Annotated in this window: 16 protein-coding genes; 4 read left to right on the forward strand and 12 right to left on the reverse strand. The window is 48.8% G+C overall.

The window, feature by feature from the left end:
• Positions 1–52 precede the first annotated feature (52 nt).
• The 5 genes from EPB59_RS15760 to EPB59_RS15785 all read right to left on the reverse strand — a co-directional run bounded on the left by EPB59_RS15760 (position 53) and on the right by EPB59_RS15785 (position 10,354).
• Positions 53–3,796 (reverse strand): M66 family metalloprotease, encoded by a 3,744-nt coding sequence (locus EPB59_RS15760; protein ID WP_154173736.1) that lies wholly within the window; start codon positions 3,794–3,796, stop codon positions 53–55.
• Positions 3,797–4,167: 371 nt separating this feature from the next.
• Entirely contained in the window at positions 4,168–5,379 is a 1,212-nt protein-coding gene (gene lhgO / locus EPB59_RS15765; protein ID WP_154173738.1) for an L-2-hydroxyglutarate oxidase, read from the reverse strand.
• Positions 5,376–7,517 carry a TRAP transporter permease gene (locus EPB59_RS15770; protein WP_154173740.1) on the reverse strand — a complete coding sequence of 714 codons (2,142 nt, stop codon included), beginning with the start codon at positions 7,515–7,517 and terminating at the stop codon, positions 5,376–5,378. Before EPB59_RS15770 ends, lhgO begins: the two co-directional genes overlap by 4 nt.
• A 175-nt stretch (positions 7,518–7,692) precedes the next feature.
• Positions 7,693–8,700: a TAXI family TRAP transporter solute-binding subunit gene (locus tag EPB59_RS15775; protein ID WP_154173742.1), complete on the reverse strand. Its 1,008-nt coding sequence runs from the start codon at positions 8,698–8,700 to the stop codon at positions 7,693–7,695.
• A 301-nt stretch (positions 8,701–9,001) separates the two neighbouring features.
• Positions 9,002–10,354, reverse strand: coding sequence for a sigma-54-dependent transcriptional regulator (locus tag EPB59_RS15785; RefSeq protein WP_154173744.1), 1,353 nt, complete (start codon positions 10,352–10,354; stop codon positions 9,002–9,004).
• Positions 10,355–10,517: 163 nt separating this feature from the next.
• Here EPB59_RS15785 and EPB59_RS15790 point away from each other — a divergent pair, with 163 nt between their 5' ends.
• A complete protein-coding gene (locus EPB59_RS15790) occupies positions 10,518–12,572 on the forward strand; it encodes a sensor histidine kinase (protein ID WP_154173746.1) in 2,055 nt (684 codons plus the stop codon).
• Between the two features lie 114 nt (positions 12,573–12,686).
• Here EPB59_RS15790 and EPB59_RS15795 read toward each other — a convergent pair whose 3' ends face one another.
• Positions 12,687–13,856, reverse strand: coding sequence for a lytic polysaccharide monooxygenase (locus EPB59_RS15795; protein ID WP_154173748.1), 1,170 nt, complete (start codon positions 13,854–13,856; stop codon positions 12,687–12,689).
• A gap of 439 nt (positions 13,857–14,295) precedes the next feature.
• Here EPB59_RS15795 and EPB59_RS15800 point away from each other — a divergent pair, with 439 nt between their 5' ends.
• The 3 genes from EPB59_RS15800 (at position 14,296) to glpQ (ending at position 17,688) form a co-directional block, all read left to right on the forward strand.
• Positions 14,296–14,643, forward strand: coding sequence for a DUF3316 domain-containing protein (locus EPB59_RS15800; RefSeq protein WP_055029360.1), 348 nt, complete (start codon positions 14,296–14,298; stop codon positions 14,641–14,643).
• Positions 14,644–15,111: 468 nt separating this feature from the next.
• Positions 15,112–16,470 (forward strand): glycerol-3-phosphate transporter, encoded by a 1,359-nt coding sequence (gene glpT / locus EPB59_RS15805; RefSeq protein WP_055050109.1) that lies wholly within the window; start codon positions 15,112–15,114, stop codon positions 16,468–16,470.
• Between the two features lie 147 nt (positions 16,471–16,617).
• The gene (gene glpQ, locus EPB59_RS15810; protein ID WP_431355123.1) at positions 16,618–17,688 is read left to right on the forward strand and encodes a glycerophosphodiester phosphodiesterase; all 1,071 of its coding nucleotides are present in this window, start codon (positions 16,618–16,620) and stop codon (positions 17,686–17,688) included.
• 34 nt (positions 17,689–17,722) lie between these two features.
• Here the strand turns inward: glpQ and EPB59_RS15815 are convergent, their stop codons facing one another.
• The 6 genes from EPB59_RS15815 to rbsK form a co-directional block, all read right to left on the reverse strand.
• Complete coding sequence (locus EPB59_RS15815; RefSeq protein WP_154173752.1) at positions 17,723–18,403, reverse strand: Crp/Fnr family transcriptional regulator; 681 nt, start codon at positions 18,401–18,403, stop codon at positions 17,723–17,725.
• Positions 18,404–18,526: 123 nt separating this feature from the next.
• Positions 18,527–19,264, reverse strand: coding sequence for a nucleoside phosphorylase (locus EPB59_RS15820; protein WP_154173754.1), 738 nt, complete (start codon positions 19,262–19,264; stop codon positions 18,527–18,529).
• Positions 19,261–19,995, reverse strand: coding sequence for a nicotinamide riboside transporter PnuC (pnuC, locus tag EPB59_RS15825; protein ID WP_154173756.1), 735 nt, complete (start codon positions 19,993–19,995; stop codon positions 19,261–19,263). Before pnuC ends, EPB59_RS15820 begins: the two co-directional genes overlap by 4 nt.
• 297 nt (positions 19,996–20,292) lie before the next feature.
• Positions 20,293–21,225, reverse strand: a complete 933-nt coding sequence (locus EPB59_RS15830; protein WP_154173758.1) for a GGDEF domain-containing protein — start codon at positions 21,223–21,225, stop codon at positions 20,293–20,295.
• A 131-nt stretch (positions 21,226–21,356) separates the two neighbouring features.
• Positions 21,357–22,364: a substrate-binding domain-containing protein gene (locus EPB59_RS15835; protein ID WP_154173760.1), complete on the reverse strand. Its 1,008-nt coding sequence runs from the start codon at positions 22,362–22,364 to the stop codon at positions 21,357–21,359.
• 10 nt (positions 22,365–22,374) lie between these two features.
• The gene (gene rbsK, locus EPB59_RS15840; protein ID WP_154173762.1) at positions 22,375–23,295 is read right to left on the reverse strand and encodes a ribokinase; all 921 of its coding nucleotides are present in this window, start codon (positions 23,293–23,295) and stop codon (positions 22,375–22,377) included.
• Between the last annotated feature and the right edge of the window lie 30 nt (positions 23,296–23,325).

A 23,325-nucleotide genomic window follows, 5' to 3' on the forward strand; every position in this document is an offset into this window, starting at 1 on the left:
GCGGCGCCATAAAAATAAAGCCAGTCAAACGACTGGCTTTATAATGAAAAACTTAGAACTGGCCGAGGTATTCCCAGTGTCCATTAGTTGGATTGGGATCGGTTGGGAAAGGGAAATATCCATACTTCGTCACTTTCAAGCGGTAGTAGTGGTAACCGCCACGGAATACATATTGGTAGATGTCGTTCACGTTGCCACGCTGACCATCACTGCCCCACACGCCCATCGCGTCTTGTTGATACCATTCCAGCAGCATCCGCTCAAAGCTGGCCAGATCGCGATTGAGCTCAGTAAGAGTCTCTTGAATAGAAGAGTCACTGCCTAGCCAAATCCAATCTTGGTTTGACGCTCCGCGCGTTGGGAATGCCTCCCCTTCGCCCAGACGCTTTTGGATAAAGTAATGGTTTTCACCCTCGATTTGACCAACAAACACTGCGTTAGAAGCGTTGTCCCACGTGGTTGAGGTGCGTTCATCCCATGTCAGCAAGCGAGATACACCAAAGTAGCTTTGCACACGTGCTTCAACGCTCACACCCTCGGCTCTGTTGAGCTTGATTGGGTTGAAAGCAAAGTTAATGTGGTCATCTGCCGAGCCAAGGTATTTCCAACCTTGATCACTGGTTTGGTCGGTCGGGAACGCACCAGCTTCAAGCGTGCGCATCACAAAGTAGTCGCGCGTACCCGTTTCTGGATTCGGGTAAACATACAACGCCCCAGCACGGCGCTCCGCTTTCGTCACACCATTGTTGAGCACGCCGCGCCCATAGTGTTCGGCCACAAAGGCATCAAACTCCGCGATGGTCGCAAAATCCGTGTTCAGCAAAGTCTGGTTCTGGGCGAAGGTTTTCGTCATATCGACCACTTGGCTGTAACCGTATTCCTGACCGATGATGATTGGCCCTTTGAGCTTATCCAGCGGCGGATTCTGCTCTGGCGTGAAATGTGTCAGCGTTGAAGTGCCGTTAAGGTCACTACAGCTCAAACTCACTTGGGTAGGTACACCTATTTCCATCGATAAGTTAACGTGGAACTTGTTACTTTCGGTCGATGTATGACGATTGCCAGCCAATGCCACACGAGTTGAACCATTACGGTGCTCTACCAGCAACTCACAACGACGTTGAGAATCCATATTTCTCGGCAATACTTCCCCACTACGGATTGCATAACTCCAAACGCGACCTTCAGCGTTATTTTTCACGCCTTCGACTTGCTCACAGCGGCCATTGCGAACAAAACCTGCCCCGTCATGACTACCGTTATTGTGCGGCTTGTTTAGAGTACACAGCTGCACTTCACCAATCTCCGAATTCGGAGTGTAGGTCACATTGCCTGCACCAAATTGTGAAAGTAACTCGTACTGCCCCACTAGCGAATCAATCTGATAATCGTTATACCAGCGCATATCTCGGCTACCTTCACACACGTTACGCTGTGCATTTAAGCTGCCAACAAACGTCGCGCTTTGACCATTGGTATTGGTGTAATCAAAGCGGCAAATTGGCAGTTGTTGCCCATCAATCAATAACGTCTGCCATTGGTTGTATTGGATTTCGGCTTGAGTGAGATCCCCGGCTGCTTGCCAACCTTCTAGCTGATACTCACCTTGCTCTGGCTGTGGCAGTTCAAACAGGTTGCCATAATTTGAATAAACCAGAGGATAGATTTGGCTAGGGTTCTCATTCTGCGGATCGTAAATCCCCAATAAGGTCACTACCGGCACACCCACTTGCTGGGGTTTGGGTGTATCCGTTTCGACGGCTTTATAACGTTGCGTCGCCTGATCCCATTGCACATAGCCGCTTGGGCTGTGGCTATCTAGGTTGAAGCCGTTGTTCATCCAACGCTGTGCTTTGCGCGACTGAGCCGGATGCTCCAAGGTAAAGCGGCTGATGGTGCCAACGTACTCTTGCTCTCCGCCATTTTGCGCATCAACTAAGAAACGGAAGGCATCTTTAAACGGTGGCACAATATCATCACCTTGCTGTTGGGTGTAAACATCGCCTTTCCAGTGTAAGTTACCAATAAAGCGTTGGTGGAACGCATCCCAACCCCAACCGGACTCCATATCGTGAATCGAGGCCATGTACGGCCAATGACCTAAGCCATAGTTATGCCCAAGCTCATGAGACCACTCGTTACCGGTCGTCGCTTCCAGTGTCACGATGCCACCGCCACCGCTGCCGCCATGCACCACGACTTGCGGTAAATCCGTGTCTTTTTTGGTATAGATGCCCACGTTGGTATGGGCTGTGATGTGGTTAAAACGTCGATTGTACTGCTGCGAATAACCCGCACTGCTCACAATACCGACGTTGGCATTGTTGATACCCGTAGAGACCATGGCTTTACCGATCGCTTCACGCATATCACCACTGTGCCAACCGCCCGTACTTGCGCTCTTGTCGGTATACACCACACCGTTTGGCATGGTCACGACGGGAAAGTGCGCTGGCGTATAATCGGCCATCACCAGTTTAGAGGCTGGAATTTTCTGGAAATAATCCGCCGCAAGCGTAGGCAAGTTTTGGATCATGGTGTTGCGATCCCGCGGTGGCATTAACATGCCGATATCGATGTTCTGGATCACCAACTCAGGCGCACCGCCAAACTGGATTTCACCTTGGCTGAGCACCCCCTCACGGCCTAAGTTGTCAGTCAGGCGCAGCGATAGTCCCGGCTTCATCCAATCCCATTGCAGGGGCAGCGACCATGCATGATGCGAAAACACCACTTTCATGCGGTCATTCTCTGGCTGATCCGACGCAGCCAGAGCGCTTGGCGGCAGCATCAAGATGGTTTGCACTAATTCGCCATCGAGGAACACTTCGGCGCGGACTTGGTTAATCTCCTCACCTTGCTGCGGCGTAAACAGCAGTAAAGCTTCACGGTTCATGATCGCATCGAGATGGCCTTGTCCAGTCAGCTCATTGCCCTTGGGCGCAACCGAAGTATGGGTTTGCGTGATGCTCAACCCGCCTTCTAAACTGCCTTGCAAATGGTTCGGGGTTGGGATCTCATCAGCAAAACCAACTCGAGCTTCCTGAGTCGTGAAGCGCACCACTTTCGGCTCAGCGCAATCGACTTGATTGCAAGAACTGAGGGCAATTTCATACTGGGTTTCTGGCTTAAGCCCACCCACAAAGAAACCCGCAGAAACATGCTCATAACGTCGAACATCACTGTGATCACTGAGGTTAGTGACCGTGAGTGTCACTGAGTCCGTTTCGTTTTGCCCAAGCCAGTCAAATGACACACCGACATCAGACAGGCTCGAAACGGTTAACGAGCGAATCTCTGGTTTGACTAACGCACCGCAATCATTGGTTTCGGTGCGATAGATGACATCGCGCTCCCAAATGTAGCTGCCGTCGGCACGCTTAGAGCCGTGTGACGCAGGAATGTATTCAATAAAGCAGCCTTGCTCGTCTGATTCGTAAACACCAAATTCGCGGCTCATGAGATAAAAACCGCCGTCATACATCATGAATTCCCAACTCTGATCGACAAAGTCAATCACGTTGCGATAAGGCGTATCATCGCCGCCTTGATAAGGCAGAAAAGGGAACTGCAGATCATTTTTGTAGCTCAGGCGATAGTCCGTCCCTTTGTAACGGATCCAGCGTTCGCCATTGCGCTCAAACACCCCTTCTCCGCGTTCGGCCATCGCTTTAATCGATTCTAGCCGCTCAACGGTTTTTTCGCCGATCTGCACTAGCGTGAGCTCATGTTGCGCCCACGCCGATGTGCTTCCCAATAGCCCAGCTATCAGAAGCGTTAATGGTTTCTTGTTCATGGTTGGATTTCTCATTTTGTTTTTCTTGTGGTTAGCGTGCGTGATGCGACCTGAATTTCGGCCGCAGTAACCCTCGAAACCTAGGGTATTCACACCACAATAGGTTCCGGACATAGACAACCGAGTTACGGATTTATTATTAGTTACCGAATGACATTTCGGTAGAATCACTGCATCCACAACGAGAGAGGGGTTCCAACTCTGTGCGAGTGGTTTCTTGAAAATGAGAATCTGTGCCAAAAAATATGCAAACAATTACACATAAAATCAGCAAATAGTTACACAAAAATCAATTAAAGATAATGATATGTAAGCACTTTAAAATTATAGGCGAAGAAAATGCCCACCTTCATTGATGGGCATTGAGAGGGTTAAGCGAGCGATTTTTCCGCGATTTTATCGCACAGATATTCGCCGATTGGCATTGCGGAAGTGGCCGCTGGAGAAGGCGCGTTACACACATGCAAACTGCGCGGACTTTCGGCAAACAGAAAATCGTGCACCAGCGTACCATCACTTAATACCGCTTGGGCACGAATGCCTGCAGGGTAAGGCTCAAGATCGGTCAGTTCGATACTTGGGCAGTATTTACGTACCAACTGTAAGTAGCCCGCTTTCCACCATGAGTTTTTCATTTCGACCATGCCCGTTTTAAAGTGCTTGGCACTCACTTTCCAAAAGCCGGGGAAGCGAACCATCTCCCACACATCGCGTAGGCTGACATTCCATCTGCCATAACCTTCACGCTTAAAGCCTTGAACGGCATTGGGGCCAACGGTCACGCTACCATCAATCATGCGGGTTAAATGTACGCCGAGAAACGGCAATTCAGGATCCGGAATCGGGTAGATAAGATGACGCACCACTTGGTTATGCTTGGGTGCCAAACGATAGTATTCGCCACGATAGGGGATGATCTGAAAATCGGTCGGCAAACCGAGCATCTTGGTTAAGCGATCGGCCATTAAGCCTGAGCAGGTCACTAGAAATCGTGCCTGATAACTCACGCGTTGGTTCTTCTGTTGGCAAGTTAGCGTGATCGAGGATGGGGTTTCTTCCAAGCCCACCACTTCCGTGCCAATTTTCACTTCGCCACCCAACTGCATAAAGGCTTCGGCCATTTTCTCAGTCACCAGACGATAATTGACAATACTGGTCGCTTTCACCAAGATCGCCCCTAAGCCACGAATATTGGGCTCCGCCAGCTTCAACTGCACGGCATCCAGTTTTTCAACGTCGATCTGATTTTGTAAGCAGCGATCATAGAGTGCGTGCATGCGTTCGAGTTCTTGCTCATTGGTGGCCACCAGTAACTTGCCGCAGTTTTCCACTGGAATCTTGTGCTGCGCGCAAAACGCCAAAGTGCGTTCGACTCCGCGTTTACAAAAATCAGCCTTCAAACTGCCGGGAGCATAATAAACCCCCGCATGGATCACCCCGCTGTTGTGACCAGTTTGATGGCGGGAGAATCCCGCCTCTTTTTCCACCAGCAGAATCGATTTTTCCGGATAACGCTGTTTAAGCTGCCAAGCCGTGGAGACGCCGACAATACCGCCTCCGACAATCACGTAATCATAAATCATGCAGATTTCGCCTCCTGCACCGCCGAATTTGCTCGCTCAACGCGAGTTGATGATTTTCGTGTGTAGATAAAAATCGCCACAAACAACGCCACACAAACTAAACGGATCCAAATCGGTAAATTTGGCCACACCAGCAGCACACCGATCACCGCCAGCACTAAGCGCAACAGCACATTCAGCGGCCCTTCAAGATAGCCTTCAATCGCGCCAATCATGGCGTAAGTGCCAAAAATCGCAAAGATGCCGATAGTGACAACTGTGGTCACGTCCCAACTGATTAGCTGGGTATAGGCAATCAGCACGGGAACCAAATACAAGCCTTTGGCAATTTTCCACGCGGTAAACCCAGTACGCATCGGCGGTGTTTTGGCGATGGTCGCCGCTGCAAATGCCGTCAAACACACCGGTGGCGTCACGTTACTGTCTTGCGAGAGCCAGAAGATAATGAGGTGCGCCGAAAGCAGAGCCAGACCAATCGCTTCTAACCCTAAGCTTTGTTGTAGCAAGGTTTCCACAAAATCCGCGGGCACAAGGCTAATCAGCTCATGGGCTTTTTCCGCCGCCATAGGCGCATTGAGCAAGCTCAATTGATCCGGCGCCGCCAGCATGAAAATCGCTTTGGCTTGTTCAGGTAACTGCCCCGAAACCATCAAATCCACCAACTGGCTTTCGGCCAGCAGCTTGTACAGCGCAGGAGCAGAAAGCGTACCCAACACAATGTACGCTGCCGTTACTGGCAGCCCCATACCAAGCACCAAAGAAGCCAAAGTGATCAATACCAGCATGGTCAGCAGATCGCCATTCGCCCAGTTGTTGATCATCAGTGAGAAGGTATTGCCGATGCCCGTTGTGCTGATCACGTTAATGACCAAGCCGATGCCAACCAGCAATACCGCGGTCGTCGCCATGTTTTTCGCACCTTGCTCCAACGCTTCAATGATCGCTTTAGGACCCATTTTGTGATTTTTGGAAAACCACGAAGCGACAATCACCGACAGAATCGACAAGCCCGCCGCGTACGTTGGGGTAAAGCCGAGCACCAATAAGGTCACGAGTACAGCGAGTGGGATCAAGTTATGCCAACCCGATACCAATACTTTCAGGAAAGGTTCTTGGCTCGCCGCGACAATTTGTACACCCATGCGTTTGGCTTCAATACGCACGAAAAACGCAACAGAAAGGAAATAGATGAGCGCCGGAATAAACGACACCGCAACAATATCCACATACGGAATTTGCGTGTACGACGCCATGATGAACGCGCCTGCGCCCATCACCGGCGGCATCAGTTGCCCACCGGTCGAAGCTGCGGCCTCCACACCTGCCGCGAAACGTGCTGGAAAGCCCGCTTTTTTCATCATGGGAATGGTGATCACACCCGTTGATACCGTATTCGCGACACTAGAGCCTGAAACCGACCCCATCAAACCCGAAGCCAGCACAGCAATAAAACCGGGCCCCCCCACCACTTTACCTGCCGCAGCGCGTGACACATCCATGATGTAATCGCCAACACCAGAGCGCACTAAGAAGGCACCAAACAGGATGAACATGAACACGAAGCTCCAGCTTATCGCTGCAATCGAACCGAACATGCCTTCCGAGGAATAGAAACTGCGATACAGCAGGGTTTCGGCACTTAAACCGGGAAAATGGAAAATGCCGCCTGCCCATTTGCCCCAGACCGAAACATAGGTCAGACAGATCAAAATCAACGTGGGGATAAACCAACCCATGGTGCGGCGGATCATCTCCATCACAATCAAGATCGCGAGAATCGAGAACACCCAATCGCTGGTAACAAATTTCACCCCGCGCTCATAGAGTGCATCTTCTGCCAGCATCAAATAGATCAAACACGCCAGTGCCAGCAGCGCTAACAACACATCAAACGCCAGCGCAACTTTGCTCTCACGCCAACGAGGTAAGGCGGGATACCAAAGCGCGCAAATCATCGCGAAACCCGCGAAGTGGATAGCCGAAATCCACAATTCTGACCACGTGGATAACGTATTAAACCAAATGTGCGCCAGCGACAGCAGCACACACAGTACGGAAATGGTGCGCGTTACCCAACCAAAACGGGTACGGGTTGGCACTTCGAACTTTTCCAGTTCTTGTTCTACTGAATTGCTCATTGCGTTACTCCAACAGCGAGACAACTAAGCCATATCCCCGCGCGAAGCGGCCGTATTGCAACCACTTCCGGCGGTTTGGGGATAGACGAATGGAAACAGTGATGCCCTTTAGATTTATCTGATGTGTAAAGGGCAAGACTGCCCGCTCCCGAGCAGTCTTTCGCGTTAGCCGAACTTACTGTGGCATCAAGTGGGCTGGAATTTTAATCCCCACTTCTTGGTAGTAACGCGCCGCACCGGCGTGCAGTGGCATTGGCAAGCCTTCGATGGCTTTTTCAATCGCCATATCTTTGGTTGCTTTGTGAATGCCTTGTAGGAAAGCTAAGTTCTCGTACATAGCTTTAGTGAGCTGATACACATCCTCTTCCGAAATGTCGGTGCGCACTGCGAGGAAGTTCGGCTGAGCAATGGTGGTGATGGTTTTATCGACACCCGGATAGGTGTTCGCCGGAATATCAAACTTGGTCCACAAATTGTAGTTACCGTTGGCTTGTTTGATCTGCTCATCAGTGAAAGAGAGGATCTTGATGTCGTTGCCCATCGCTGCAAAAGCTTGAGTCACCGCGCCCACGGGCACACCCGCTGGCGTGTTCATGCCGTCAATGGTGCCATTTTGCAGCGCACTAGCACTGCCGCCGTAACCCAAATAAGCCAGATTAAAGGTATCAGGGTCAACACCAATCCCTTTCATGATCTGCCGACCCGAAAATTCCGTGCCTGAGTTCTTCGAACCAATCGAAAACTTTTTCCCTTTCATGCTGGCCAGATCGGCAATGGTTCCTGTTGACGCGAGATCAGAGCGCACAATAAAGTGCTCCACGTTCTGCCACAGCATAGAGACGGAACGCAATTGGTTTTGACGCTCCGCATACGGGCCTTCGCCCGCCCATGCCCAAGCACCGTACAAACCTTGTAAAATCGCGAACTGGGCTTCGTTATCGTTCATCAACTTCACGTTTTCACCCGATCCGGCCGAGCTAATCGCGGAGAGTGAAAAGTGGTAGCTCGGGGTGAGTTTGACTTTGGTCAGGGTCGCCAGAGCTACACCTACGGGGTAATAGGTTCCTCCGGTTGACGCGGTGGCAAGAATATAGCTACGTTCTTCGGCTGCGTAAGCTCCACCGATTAAACCAAACGAAGTGATGGCGGCTAATAGGGTTTGCGTAAGGCGCTTTTGTTTCATCGTGACTCTCCATGTTGTGATTATTTTTCGATGCTGCACCGTTTCCAAACGTACAGCATGAGCAATATCAGTAAGAGCAAAGAAGATGCCAAAAATTAATCCTTTGTTTTATAAGATATTAATTTTCAAAACAGATAAAAATGAGCAAAATCTTGCTGATTGAGCCTCAAGTACATCAGCAAAAAACCGCCGATCATCGTGCGTGTTTTAGGCTCAAAAATCAGGAGAGCGATCACGCAAGGTTAACTAAATGTGATCGATGTTAATAAAAACCATTGAAAAGTGATGAGCAAAATTTTGCTCATTCCTCCTGCGAAGTAAAATCACCGCGGATCAAACCAAACTTCTGCATTTTCTGATTCAGGGTGCGCCTTGGCAAATCCAGCTCCTTCATCACTTCACTGATATTACCTTGATGACGATGCAGCGCCTGAGCGATCACTTTACGTTCAAAATTATGTACTTGAATCGCAAGCGGTAATCCCGCCGAGGCTTCTTCTTCGGTCATTCCCGGACGTGAAACCAGAATTTCCCCAACACTGATGGTGTCATCCAGCGCATAACGCAGCGCGACATTGCGCAGCTCGCGCACGTTACCCGGCCAACGATAAGTAAGCAGCGCCAACCGATCTGCTTCACTCAGGCTGCGCCAAGTCGGTTTCACTTGTACGCAAAAGTGTTCAAACAGCAGCAAAATATCTTCCCCCCGCTCACGTAGCGGCGGTAAATAGAGCTGCGCGACATTGAGGCGGTAAAAGAGATCTTGGCGAAATTCCGCATGTTGCCGCAGCTCTTCTTTGGCTGCCGCAATAACTCGCAGATCAATGGTGATCGGCTGATTACTGCCCACCCGCTCCACCACATGATCTTGCAGCACGCGTAACACTTTCACTTGCATGGCCAGCGGCATGCTCTCGATTTCATCCAGAAACAGGGTGCCTTTATCGGCCAATTCCAGCTTGCCAATCCGCCGCTTCACCGCACCGGTAAATGCGCCCGCTTCATGGCCGAACAGTTCGCTTTCAAACAAGTTTTCTGGGATCGCGCCACAGTTGATCGCCACAAACTGACCACGCTGACGCTCACTGGCTTGATGCAGACACTGCGCCACCAGCTCTTTGCCACAGCCAGTTTCGCCGTAAATGATCACATTGGTATCCATCGCTGCCACTTTGGCGATTTGCTCGCGCAGCAGTTGAATCGACTTACACTGCCCAATCAAGATCTGCTCTAACCCTTTGGCAGAGGCAAGATAGTGGGCACGCGACTGCGATGACAGCGCGTTTTGGTACTGACTGACCGCTTGCGCCACCGTGTTGGCAAGGCGTTCTGGTTGAAATGGCTTCTCGATAAAATCGAACGCGCCTTGATGCAGCGCTTTCACCGCCATGTCGACATCGCCATGCCCAGTGATCAAAATCACTGGCATCAGCGATTGCACATTTTTCAATGCCACCAACAGACTCAATCCATCGGTATCGGGCAGGCGTACATCACTCACCACGGCCGCGAAACTCTGCTGCTCAATCGCCGCTAACGCGGATGTACCATCAGCAAACATCTCCACGTCAAACCCCGCCAGTTGTAACCACTGGCCTGTGGCTTGGCGCACGATGTCGTCGTCCTCAATCAATGCAATCCGTTGGCTTTCCACGCTTTATTCTCTGTTCTATTTATAGTGCGGCTAAAGTAAGCAAATTTGTCTGGCTTGGAAAGGAGCCGCCTCTCACTTCTGAGTTACCCGTCATTAACATTTATCGCTTTCGTTGCTAAGTTGAACCGTCAAGCTCGGTGCTCGTTTTAAATAGGGAAATGTTTTGAAGCTCAATAAAGCAAGTTGGATAGTGTTGGTGATTTTACTGCTGATCGCGGTGCGATGGGGCTCGCATGCCGTCAGTGAAAACTGGCAATTGGGGCAAGCGCAGCGCCACGGCGAGCAGCGTTTGCTCGATTACATCAGTGATGTACGGCGTACCTTAAGCCGCTTTTATCATTTGCCCTACTTGATGACCAATGAAGCCAACACGCTCAAACTGTTTCAGGGCGATGATCGCCCGCAAACCCAATTACAGCAACAATTGGCGCAACTCGATAAAGCCGCGAATACCAAAGGTTGGTACATACTGACGCTTTCCGGTTCACTGCTAACGGCCAGTAAAAATGCTGAAAACTGGAAGCTCTCTGATGGCAAAGCCATCATCCATAAGATTTTGCAGCAGCGCGAAGGGATTTCGATTGTCACCAAATCCGTTGGCAGCACCCCCACCTATTTTGTTGCTGCACCAGTTTATCTGGATGTCGAGATCGTCGGCGCGGTTGCCGTACAAGTGGATTTAAACGTGCTTGCCGATCAATGGTTTGCCAGTGATGAGTTAATCCTTTTTCAAAATGCTCAACGCCATTATTTTCTCTCCAGCAGTTCAGTTTACAGCGCAGACTGGATAGCGACTCACCCCGAAGTGGTCGCAGCGGCGCAAAAGCGTAGCTTATTTGATGGAACACGCCTAACACTGTGGCAAGTTGAACAAGCGCCTTATCTTGCCCAATCCGTCACGCTGGATGATCTGAATTGGACGCTCACTTACCTCACGCCGCTTAAAAATCTTAATGCCACGGTTAACTGGATCAGCACCAGTGCCATGGTCGGCGTATTATTGCTGCTATTACTGATGCGTCTGCGTTACGAGCAGTATCAAAAGCGCCTCAGTGAAGCCAAGATTCAACAAGTGTTGTTTGAGGCCGAAGAGCGACAACGCAATATGATCAACAAAACTCATGTTGGGCTGCTGCTCATCGATGGACAAGGCCGCATTGAAGAGATCAATCCGATGGCGAAGCGCTATTTTAGCCTCTCGGAAAGCATGGTGCGTCAGCTGCAAGCGTGGTCGCTGTTTGACACTGGAAACCCGAATGCCACCGTGCCACTGCTGCTGAAAAATCTCACCGAGCATCAAGAGCTGGCCGACATCACCAACGTGGAAACGGTCGCGCGACGCAGTGATGGCAGTTTGTTTCCGGTGCTGTTCTCCCTGATTGCGGTCAGTTGGAAAGATCGCCGCCACTATTTGGTGACACTGATTGATATCAGTAAACGCAAGAAGGCGGAAATCGCACTTCAGAATGCCAACCGCGATTTGCAACAGCGAGTAGAAGAGCGCACCGCTGCGCTGAAATCCGCTCAACAAGAGCTGATTGAAGCGAGCAAAATGGCCGCACTGGGTCGTATGTCAAGTGCGATCACCCATGAGCTCAATCAGCCCCTTACCGGTTTGCGCACCCTACTTTCGAGCAACGAATTGCTCCTTGAGCGCGGTGAAACCCAACTGCTCAAAGCCAACACTAAGCTGGTGCATTCTTTGATTGATCGCATGGCGGCGATGACCTCCCAACTCAAATCCTTCGCGTTCAATCGACCCGATGCTTTGCAAGCCATCTCGCTGCCCGATGCGTTACAGGAGATTTTGCGCATTCATCAAGCACGCTTAACTCCGGTGGATGTTCGAGTTCGGCTTTCTAGCGATCTGCCGTTGGTGATGGGAGAAGAGCAACGCTTGCGCCAAGTGCTCGGTAACTTGGTGTCGAACGCGTTAGATGCGATGAGTCAAACCTTAGAACCGAAGCTCAGCATTAGCGCCGTGAGTGAAGAAGATCAAGTGATCGTGCGCGTAAGTGACAACGGTTGTGGGATTGCCCCTGAGCTTCTCACCACCATGTTTGAGCCGTTTCAAACCAGCAAGAAAATGGGCGAAGGATTAGGGCTTGGCCTAGCGATTGTCGCCAATAGCCTGCGAGATATGCAAGGCAGTATCGTGGCAACGAATAACCCCGATGCGGGCATGAGCTTTGAAATCCGCTTACGCGCCGCCCAATAGCGGCAACGTGCTCGGTTAAAAAGAAAAACAGGTTGTACGAGACAACCTGTTTTGGCGAGTGACAGCGCCTTTTGAGCGCATATAAACGCTCAGTTCGTCAAAGAGGCAGCGCGCTTAGCGCCACACACCCCATTCGCCTGTGGTTCCCGGCTCTTCACCTTGTGTCCACCACTGCGCAGTCCAGCTCTTGCCTTTATGAGTGACGACCGCGCCAGCGGTATAAGTCTTGCTCTTATCCCATGCATTTTCGGGTTGAGTCGGTGGCGTGGTATCTCCCTTCGTCAGCGATAAGCGGTAAGTGAGGTTACTGTTTGGCGCAAAGACTTGGTTGGCGTACAGATTTTGCGTATCAAACATGTAGTGGTTCATCTCTTGGTGCCAAATACCAATAAACCATTCGCCGTTTTTCAGTTGATTAAACTGACCCGCTAGCTCGGCAGGCCAAGTCTCCAAATTGTTGGCACGGATTGGCAAGGCAATATCTGTCGTTTCCATACCTGTCGCATCAAATGTTCGCAAGCGAACACTGTCTCCGACTTCAACAGGGCCAAACCCTTGCGGTACGTAATAACCCAAAGCGGTGAGCTTAGCCGGATCGGTCGGGTCAGTCGGATCTGGTGGCGTGGTAGCGCCGCCAAAGGTGATGTCACTGCAGTTATAAAAGCCTTCACCACCTGCATCTACCCGCTGCCAGCGCGTGTAAAGAATCGCATCACCGCTGCGATCTTGTGGCAAGGTGACTTTGAAACGGTATTTCTTATCACTTCCCGCGGCCACATCATCCGAGCTGCCCACCAATTCCAAGTCATCCCACGTCAGTGGCTTGGTGTGGTCGTAATTCGCTTTACTTAAATAAAATTGCCAATACGAGGGATTGTGAGGCGTTGCCGCATGGAACACGACCTCAATTTGACCATTGGCATCTAAGGTGATTCCGGTTTTTTGCCAATGGGCAGAAGGCACATTCAAGCCCGCTTTGGCTTTATCGCCCGCCGAACAGAGCTCGCCATCTTTCACCACCGCTTTTACCGCGGCCATATCCCGATACTGCTGCACATTGGCCGAGACTTCATTGCGCTGCACAAACGGAAAAGCGCCGGAAACATCATAGGCCGCCTGACAAGCTTGATTTGGAATGGCGTTATCCCAAAAACCGCCGTCGAGGTAACAGGTGTTTTGTCTTGCGCTTGGGAATTCCACCCAGCCATGTGCTTGTACCTGCGGAGCCGCCAAAGCCCCGAGCATGACTGAGCCTAGCGCACTGATTTTTAGTCCATATTTCATGATTTTTCCTTGTTGATCCTGACTTATTCTTTATCGCCATTCTTGTTTACAAATGGCTAACAAAAGCTAGCAATAACCAGAAAAAAGCGTGTCAATTCCGACTCAAAGTCCAAAGAAAAATGATCAATTTGCTGACTACTTTCCAGCACCCGTTTGTAACAACCGCCTCTTGCGCCAAGCCTTCGAGTCACTTCAAACTCTGTTACGCCGACTAAATTGAAGTGCATGACAGAATTAAATTTGGCTAACGACTAACAGTGTCAACAAAACCACCACCAAACAGCCCTATATCAAAAATTCCAACCGTACTTTTTCAAAAGCTTTACCCTTCCTGACGGACTCTTTACACAGTGAACGTTAAGATGAAACGGTGTTATTTAAACAAGGGCAGATCTTCTTACTAAGAGATGTCGCTAACTCAATCAAAAGGAAAACCATCATGAAAAAAATTATTCTAGGTCTGACTACCTTAGTCGTTAGTGCAGGTGCCTTTGCTGGTCTCGAAACGAATCATAATGAGCGCACATTATATGCGGGCGTGTATTCCAGTCAGGAACAAGCTTATGTGGCTGGTTTTCAAAAGCTGGATCAATTGAAAGCTCTGCCATCACAAAAACTGGCGAATGAGCTTTTACTACAAGATGCCGCTTTACAACCTAAAACCTTAAAAATTGATAACAGTGAAGTGCAAGTTCAAGCCTTTTCTCAGCAACGTGGTACAGTCCAATACCGCGCCATAGTGAAGGTTGATTATCAGTATCAATCACGTGAAAACCGTCGCAGTTAAATACCATGAGGTGGCAACGGAATGCCATCACCCCACCCTTTTCACTTCACAACACCACTCCCCGCTTTCCTCTGCATTATCCGATTAACGAAAACATTTAACTTTCGCAAAGTTTCATTTGATTTCAGATGAAAATTTCACCCGCACAAACCCTATGGAATTGTTCCAAATCGATGAATTTTGCGATTAAAGTCAACAAAAACGAAAATTTACAATTTGTTTTTATAAGTAAAATAATTCACGTGCCACATCAATCACAGTAATAACAATTAATAAACATAACAATCGCCTCACTTTCGAACGAAAGAAGTTTGTTCGTTCGCTCCTTTCTTTACGTTTTCACACTCAATCTTCTCTTTGAGTCAAGAAACCGTAAAGGGAGATACAACCCAAACGATTGGAAGCGGTATTGAAAACGTCGCAACCGATCTGCAGGGGAATACCATCGCCAAAGACAATGAGGTCATTATGTTCGAGCTCTTCAAACCAGCTGCGCATACGCAGCGGCTGCCATCCGATAAGGTGGACAGCGTCTATTCACGCCTTCGTTGGCAACTCTTTATCGGTATTTTTGTGGGGTATGCCGGTTACTATCTAGTCCGTAAAAACTTCAGTTTGGCGATGCCTTACCTGATCGAACAAGGTTTTAGCCGCGGAGATCTGGGGGTCGCCCTCGGTGCGGTATCTATCGCTTATGGTCTATCTAAATTTTTAATGGGCAACGTTTCAGACCGTTCGAACCCTCGTTACTTCCTCAGTGCGGGTCTGCTGCTCTCAGCTATCGTGATGTTCTGTTTTGGTTTTATGCCTTGGGCAACCGGCAGTATCACCGCGATGTTTATCCTGCTGTTCCTCAATGGCTGGTTCCAAGGTATGGGTTGGCCTGCTTGTGGCCGTACTATGGTGCACTGGTGGTCACGTAAAGAACGTGGCGAGATAGTGTCAGTATGGAACGTCGCCCATAACGTCGGTGGTGGTTTAATCGGTCCGATCTTCCTTTTGGGCTTGTGGATGTTCAGTGACGACTGGCGTGCCGCATTCTATGTACCTGCTTTTTTTGCGGTTCTGGTTGCCATTTTTGCTTGGGTCATCATGCGCGATACACCACAATCTTGTGGCCTGCCACCGATTGAAGAGTACAAAAACGACTATCCCGATGATTACGATACATCACATGAAAATGAGATGACTGCGAAAGAGATCTTCTTTAAGTATGTCTTCAACAACAAACTACTGTGGTCGATTGCGATTGCTAACGCCTTCGTTTACCTGATCCGCTACGGTGTACTTGACTGGGCTCCGGTTTACCTCAAAGAAGCCAAACACTTCACGGTTGATAAATCTTCATGGGCTTACTTCCTGTACGAGTGGGCGGGCATTCCGGGTACTTTGTTGTGTGGTTGGATTTCCGACAAAGTGTTTAAAGGCCGCCGTGCGCCAGCGGGCATCCTGTTCATGGTGTTGGTGACGCTTGCGGTTCTGGTTTACTGGTTCAACCCAGCAGGTAACCCAGCGGTAGATATGGCTGCTCTGGTCGCGATTGGCTTTTTGATCTACGGCCCTGTGATGTTGATTGGCCTTTACGCTCTGGAACTGGCGCCGAAGAAAGCCGCCGGTACCGCAGCAGGTCTAACTGGTCTCTTTGGTTACTTAGGTGGTGCTGTGGCAGCTAACGCAGTATTGGGTTACACCGTTGACCACTTCGGTTGGGACGGCGGCTTCATGGTCTTGGTTGCCTCTTGTGTACTCTCAGTGCTCTGCTTGATTTACGCTTTCGTTGGCGAACGCGCTCACCATAACGATAAGCTTAAACAAGCGACCATTTAAGAGCGTGTGTCATCAAGCAATAACATCGTCAGTGTAGCTTGTCCCCCTCGCCGCGCTCTTGCCTGATTAGGAGCGCGGCTATTCAATATCCCCAACTAACATAAATGACATGTTCAGCACCTATGGGGAGTAACAAAAAAGGATTTCATGATGCTAAAACCATTCTCGCTTTCTCTGCTGGCTCTGGCCTGCTCAACGTCTCTATTTTCAAGCATTGTTTCTGCAGAACCAATAGTGATTGCTCACCGTGGAGCCTCTGGCTACTTACCTGAACATACGTTAGAAGCCAAAACACTGGCTTATGCGATGAAACCGGATTACATCGAGCAAGATGTGGTGATGACCAAAGACGATCAATTGGTGGTATTACATGATCACTATTTGGATCGCGTCACCGATGTTGCGGAGCGTTTCCCTAACCGCGCACGAGCCGATGGCCGTTATTACGCGATTGACTTTACCTTAGCTGAAATTAAAACCCTGCGAGTGACAGAAGGGTTTGATATTGATGCGCAAGGCAACAAAGTCGCCGGCTTTCCTGACCGTTTCCCGATCTGGAAAAGTGATTTCACCGTCCCAACTTTTGCAGAAGAAATTGAGCTGATCCAAGGGCTCAATAAAACGCTGGGTTACAACATTGGTATCTACCCTGAAATCAAAGCGCCTTGGTTTCACCGCCACGAAGGCAAAGATATTTCTCAAGCAGTCCTCAAAGTGCTTAAGCAGTATGGTTACGACAGCAAAGACGACAAAATCTATCTGCAGTGTTTTGATCCTATCGAGCTAAAACGCATTAATGATGATCTGCTGCCAGCGATGAAGATGGATCTCAATCTGGTGCAGCTGCTGGCGTACACCGACTGGAATGAAACTATGGTTTATCAAGGTGACCAAGCCACACCCTATGACTATGACTGGATGTTTGCCGAAGGCGGCATGGCCAAAGTCGCGCAATATGCGGATGGCATCGGCCCGTGGAAGCCTATGTTGGTGGATGATGCTTCAACCAAAGACAACATCATTATTAAGCCGTTGATGAAGCAAGCGAAAGATGCAGGCCTCGTGGTGCATCCCTACACCTTCCGAGCCGATAAAGGGCGCATTGCACCTTGGGCAGATAGCTTCGAAGGGATGTTGGATGTGTTCTACAACCAAGTGAAGGTGGATGGTCTGTTCACTGACTTCCCCGATAAAGCGGTAGCTTTCTTAAATCAATAATGCTTTAAACTGCGAATAGCGGGGATAACCCCGCTTATTCAAAGCTGGCCACAAAAGCACGCAAAGCTTCAAGATCTTTGATGATGAGTCCACGCTCACCTTTTTCGACTAATCCCCTATCCACCAACTCTTTCACAGCACGGCGATACACTCGGCTCGATGTACCAAAGCGCTCCGCTTCTGGCTCCATCCTTTCAAAGCCACCTAAATTGACCCGGGTTTCATGCTGGAGCAGCAGATCATGTGCGATGTTAAAACTGATTGAATGCATCAAACGCTGCGTGTAAATGTCCAGCGACTCTTGATAATCCTGCGCTAAAGCAGAGGCAAAAAACAGGCTAAGCACAGGTTGCTGTTCAAGGCACTCTTGCAGCTTCTGAGCACAAATGACCGCCGCTTGAATCGGCTCTTCGGCCACCACATTCCACTGACAAGACATGGCGGTAAAAAACTCCATCTCGCCAAAAAGGTGATCGTCGCACTGCACTTCACCGAGTTGAAAACGGCGTCCATTGGCCGCCAGAATATTCATCGAAACTCGACCACAAGACACCACATATAGAAACTCAACAGGTTGGCCTTGCTGCAACAGCGCTTCACCCGCATCAAACCTTTTTGTCGCGATTTGGCACTGAGACAACGCCAGACGAAACGCAGGCAGTTGCGCATTCAAATAGCCTGAAAAACGGCCGGTAGTGTTAGCGGTAAGTTGCATAGCGTTTTGAGATTCGATTCACATGGGCATAGGCTACCTGTTTTTTGCACTTAGGCGAAGCTCTACGGTGATGCCTCACCCAACGAAAAATACCGTTCATTGAGCGAGGCCATATTATGCACCTTAAGAAGATTGGAATTTAAGTGCGTTTAATGCATGCAAAGCAGCACGTGCAGCCAGCGTTTCGCCCTGCATCATTCTTTGATCAGCATTGACGTATTGATTCACGCCCGCTTGCACATCTTGCTCATACAACACCACATTATTGAGAACGGAAGCGACCTGTAACCCGCGTAAACGGCCAACCGTGAGTAGCGCAGAGGTTTCCATATCCGCCGCAAGAATCCCTTTGCGATGCCAATAACGGCACAGTTCTGCTTCTTCATCGGTATAAAAGCTGTCATGCGAGCGAACAATACCTCGGTGAGTCGGTACTGACTGCTCAGCTAAAAAGCGTTGCATCTCCAGCACCAATTCAAAGCTTGAGTAAGCCGGATAAGCGGCGCCAATATATGCCTTTGAACCGCCCTCATCACGTACTGCACCTTCCACCAAAATCAGTTCACCTAATCCGATTTCTGACTGCATTGCGCCTGCAGAACCTACTCGCACAATGGCTTTTGCACCACTTCGCGCTAGCTCTTCCACCGCGATGATCATGGATGGCGCACCAATCCCTGTGCTGCATACGGTGATCGGCTGCCCTTCGAACTCACCACTGAATAAGCGGTATTCGCGGTTTTCAGCGACAAGCTCTGCGTTATTCAACAAGCTGGCAATACGGTTCGCACGATTCGGCTCACCGCAGACCACAACACGTGGCGCAACTTGAGCAACATGAATGTGAGGTTGAATGATCATGCAGTTGCCTCATTGGTCAGGTTTTTTTCTGCATTATGGCGAGCGGTTTGCATCCAAGCTCGGGTGCCATTGGCGGCAATGAACAGCAAAATCGCGTATTCAATAGAGAGGGCATACACACCTTGCGCCGCATAAATTCCGACACTGATGATGTTGATGACTACCCACAGAATCCAGTTTTCCACGTATTTACGCGTCATCAAAATCTGCGCCATCACCGAAAGTACTGTCATCGTCGCATCCCAGAATGGGAAAGCATCCGGAGATAACACTGGGCGATCCAACTGTGCGCCGAACAGATTCAATACATCAACGGTAATATTGGCTAAAGAAAAGAACACCGGATCGATGTAAATGGTCATCAAGATAATGCTGATCACGCTAATGCATGCCGTGAGCAGCAATTTTTGACGGCTCATCCAACGCACAACGAGCGTATCCCCTTGAGCATTCGGGCGAGTCCACGCATACCAGCCATAAATGTTGGCGCAGAAGAAAAACAGCTGGAGCAACAAGATGCCATACAGTTGGATCTGATAAAAAATCACCGCAAACAGCGTGACATTAATCAGGCCAAACAAGTAGTTAATGGTTTTTTCTTGGCTCGCAAACCAGATACACAGCAAACCAAACAGTGTTCCCACCGCTTCAATCCACGACATGGCATATCCGCCACCGATCGGAATATTGACTAGGGTGTGGTTAATATCAAAAAAAGTCATCAGATCCATTTGTTCTATCTCTCATTGTTATGACTTGCCACACTATAAGGAACAATATGAGGAAAGCGAGAGGACATTTGTCCTCTTGGGTTGATGAATACCTCAAAAATAAGATCTAATAGAGACGTCTAACCGGATTAGAAAAAGTGAAGCGATGAAAGTAATGCACTGTTTTAATCAAAAATGAAAACTAGGATGGAAATTAAACAACAATATACTATGGTGTAGTCACTTTATTTTTAAATAACCATTTCTTAGTTAAAAATTAATTCACGATAGCAATCATTAATTATCTAATGGATTGAGTTACGTATCTCTTGCTTGAAGTTGAGTCTCATAACAGCATGTCTGATTACGTCCATGCATTTTTGAGTAATACATCGCTTTATCAGCTCTTGAAATTAAATGGCGCATACTACTGTCGTTTGGCATAATCTGAGTCACACCAAGGCTAATCGTTACTCTTACAGAACAGGTCTCTAATTCACACATAGTTTCCGCTAAGCGGATACGCAACTTCTCGGCAACTTTAAATGCTTTGTCATGATTAGAATCTCGAAGAATGATTCCAAATTCTTCACCACCTAAGCGACCAATAACATCAGTCAAGTGAAGTTCTTGTTGAATCACTTTCACAACATATTTAATAACATCGTCACCTGCAGGATGCCCAAGAGTATCATTGACCCATTTAAATTTATCTATATCGAATAAAATAAGTGAGAAAGGTACTCCATAAATATCATATTCTTTTATCGCTTGAGAAAGTAAAGAAGAAAATGAACGACGATTATGTACTTCGGTTAATGTATCCATCTCGGATAATATTTTTAGCCGCTGCTCTAGCATTTGCTGTTGAGTAATATTTTTCGCAGTCCAAATGACGGTTCTCTCCTCCCCTTCTAATAAAGGTAAAGGTTTTATAATGCCTTCAAACCAGATCTGCATAGGCTTAGGAACATGAGCGGGTAGCTCAATCATCTGCTCCTCTTCAAACTTATACTTCACTCTTTGGGTTGTATTTGCGTTCAATGCTCGATTGATATAACCAAGAAACTCATCGGCCATCTCGCTAGGCAGAATGTCATGCAGATGACGTCCGATAAAATCTTTACAATCAAAACCTGTTTCATTTTCTGCACCACCAAAGACATCCACATATCGTCCTGATTCTGAAAAGATAAAGATATGATCCGGTAGTGAATCCAATATGGTGTAGTAGCGATGACTTTCGCTCATGTGCATCCCTGAATAGAGAAATGAAAAAATATCGCTATAAAGTATGCTGTCACTCAAATAGGAGTCAACTGACTCTTGTTACTAAAGAAGTAAAAAAGTAAATAAAATGTATCCGCTATGCGAGGCTAATCTCACTTATTTAAGGAACACACACTACTACGCACCACTAAAGTCGGCTCTAACTGTACAACTTGCGCAGTGGTGTCTGGATTTTCCAACCGATAAAGCAGGGTATCTACAGCGGCTTTGCCGAGGCGGTATTTGGGTTGATGGATGGTGGTTAAAGCAGGGGTCATAAATTTAGCAATATGCACATCATCGTAACCAATCAGGGAGAGAGCATCAGGGATTCGCAAACCTCGCTGGTTAGCCGCTTGAATCACCCCCATCGCCATCATGTCATTACACACAAACAGTGCGCTTGGCAGTTTTCCACGCTCGTACAGCTTTTCAAAAGCTTGGTAGCCACCTTCACATTCGAAGTCAGATTCCACAATCCAATCTGGATTAATGGCAATTCCCGCTTCCGCGAGCGCACGTTTGTAACCTTCATAACGCATTTGCGCTTGATGACGAATCAAAGGCCCAGTGATACAACCAATTTCTCTGTGTCCACACTCAATCAGATGTTTGGCCGCCATGTAGCCGCCTTGCAGTGAGTTGTCTTGAATTTTGTCACTGGCAAACAGGATTGGGCCCCAGTCCATCACGACAACAGGAATATCGGGATAACGATCAAACACATCCAACCGTTCTCCCTCAAGGGTTGAACACATCAACAATAAACCATCAACACGCTTTTGCAGCAAGGTATTGATGCTGGCTTTCATGCGTTGGTTATCGCCTTCGGTATTGCACAAGATTAGGTTGTAGCCTTGGTGATAACAGCTGCGCTCTACGCCTTTTACCACTTCACCAAAAAATGGGTTGGTCGAGGTGGTCACTAACATACCAATGGTTTTGGTGCGGTTCATTTTGAGGCTACGCGCGAGGGCGGAGGGGGCGTAATTGAGTTGCTGAGCGGCGTTATTCACCCGCTCAGCAATTTCATCACTCACAAAACGACTCTTATTGATCACATGGCTTACGGTTGAAGTGGAGACGCCAGCAAGTCGAGCGATATCCTTCATGGTGGCCATGTGTTTTCTCCTATGAGTGTTCTGCTAAAAAGGCATCAACTTCCGCACGAGTGGGAATCGAGGTTTGTGCACCAAAGCGTGTTACCGAAATTGCGGCAGCAGCATGGGCAAACTTAATGGCTGATTCTAGAGGCATTTCTTGCAACAAGCTAGTCACCAATGCACCGTTAAAGGTATCACCTGCGGCGGTGGTGTCCGTGGCTTTCACCACAAAACCGGGAATTCGTTTCCCGCGACCATTTTGACTCAGCCACACGCCCTTTGAGCCAAGGGTAATGATCACAATCTCGATGCCTTTACAGTGTAAAGCGTCCGCCGCTTGCTGCGCGCTGGCATCATCCGAGACCGTAATTCCGGTGAGCACTTCCGCTTCGGTTTCATTCGGCGTGATCAAATCTACACACTTCAGCAACTCATCAGGCAGTTCACGGGCTGGTGCAGGGTTAAGAATCACATTGGTTTTGGCCGCTTTGGCTTCTTGCGCTGCTTTTAAAATGCCATCAAGCGGTGTTTCCAGTTGCATCAGCAGATAACGTGCATCACGAATCGCCGTAAGATCGGGCTCAATAGCAGCGGCCGTCAGCTTGGCATTGGCTTCTGCAGAAATACAGATGCTGTTCTCACCACTGTCAGAGACTTGAATCATCGCAATACCGGTTGGGCAGTTCGGTTGCAGCTTCACGCCCACCGTATTAATGCCATCTAGCTTAAAACTTTCACGAATATTAATGCCAAACGAATCATCGCCAACACAGGCAATGAAACCGACATCCGCTTGCATACGCGCGGCGGCAACGGCTTGGTTTGCCCCTTTTCCGCCCGGAATGACTTGATAATTGCGCCCGTGTAGGGTTTCTCCGGGGCGAGGAAATGAAGGCACTTGCAGCACATGGTCTGCATTGACGCTACCCAGAACCACCAACTTATTCATACGGTTATCCTTTGTATTGATGAGGAAAAA

Origin of the sequence: Vibrio metoecus (assembly GCF_009665255.1) — a bacterium.
Lineage (GTDB): Bacteria > Pseudomonadota > Gammaproteobacteria > Enterobacterales > Vibrionaceae > Vibrio > Vibrio metoecus_B.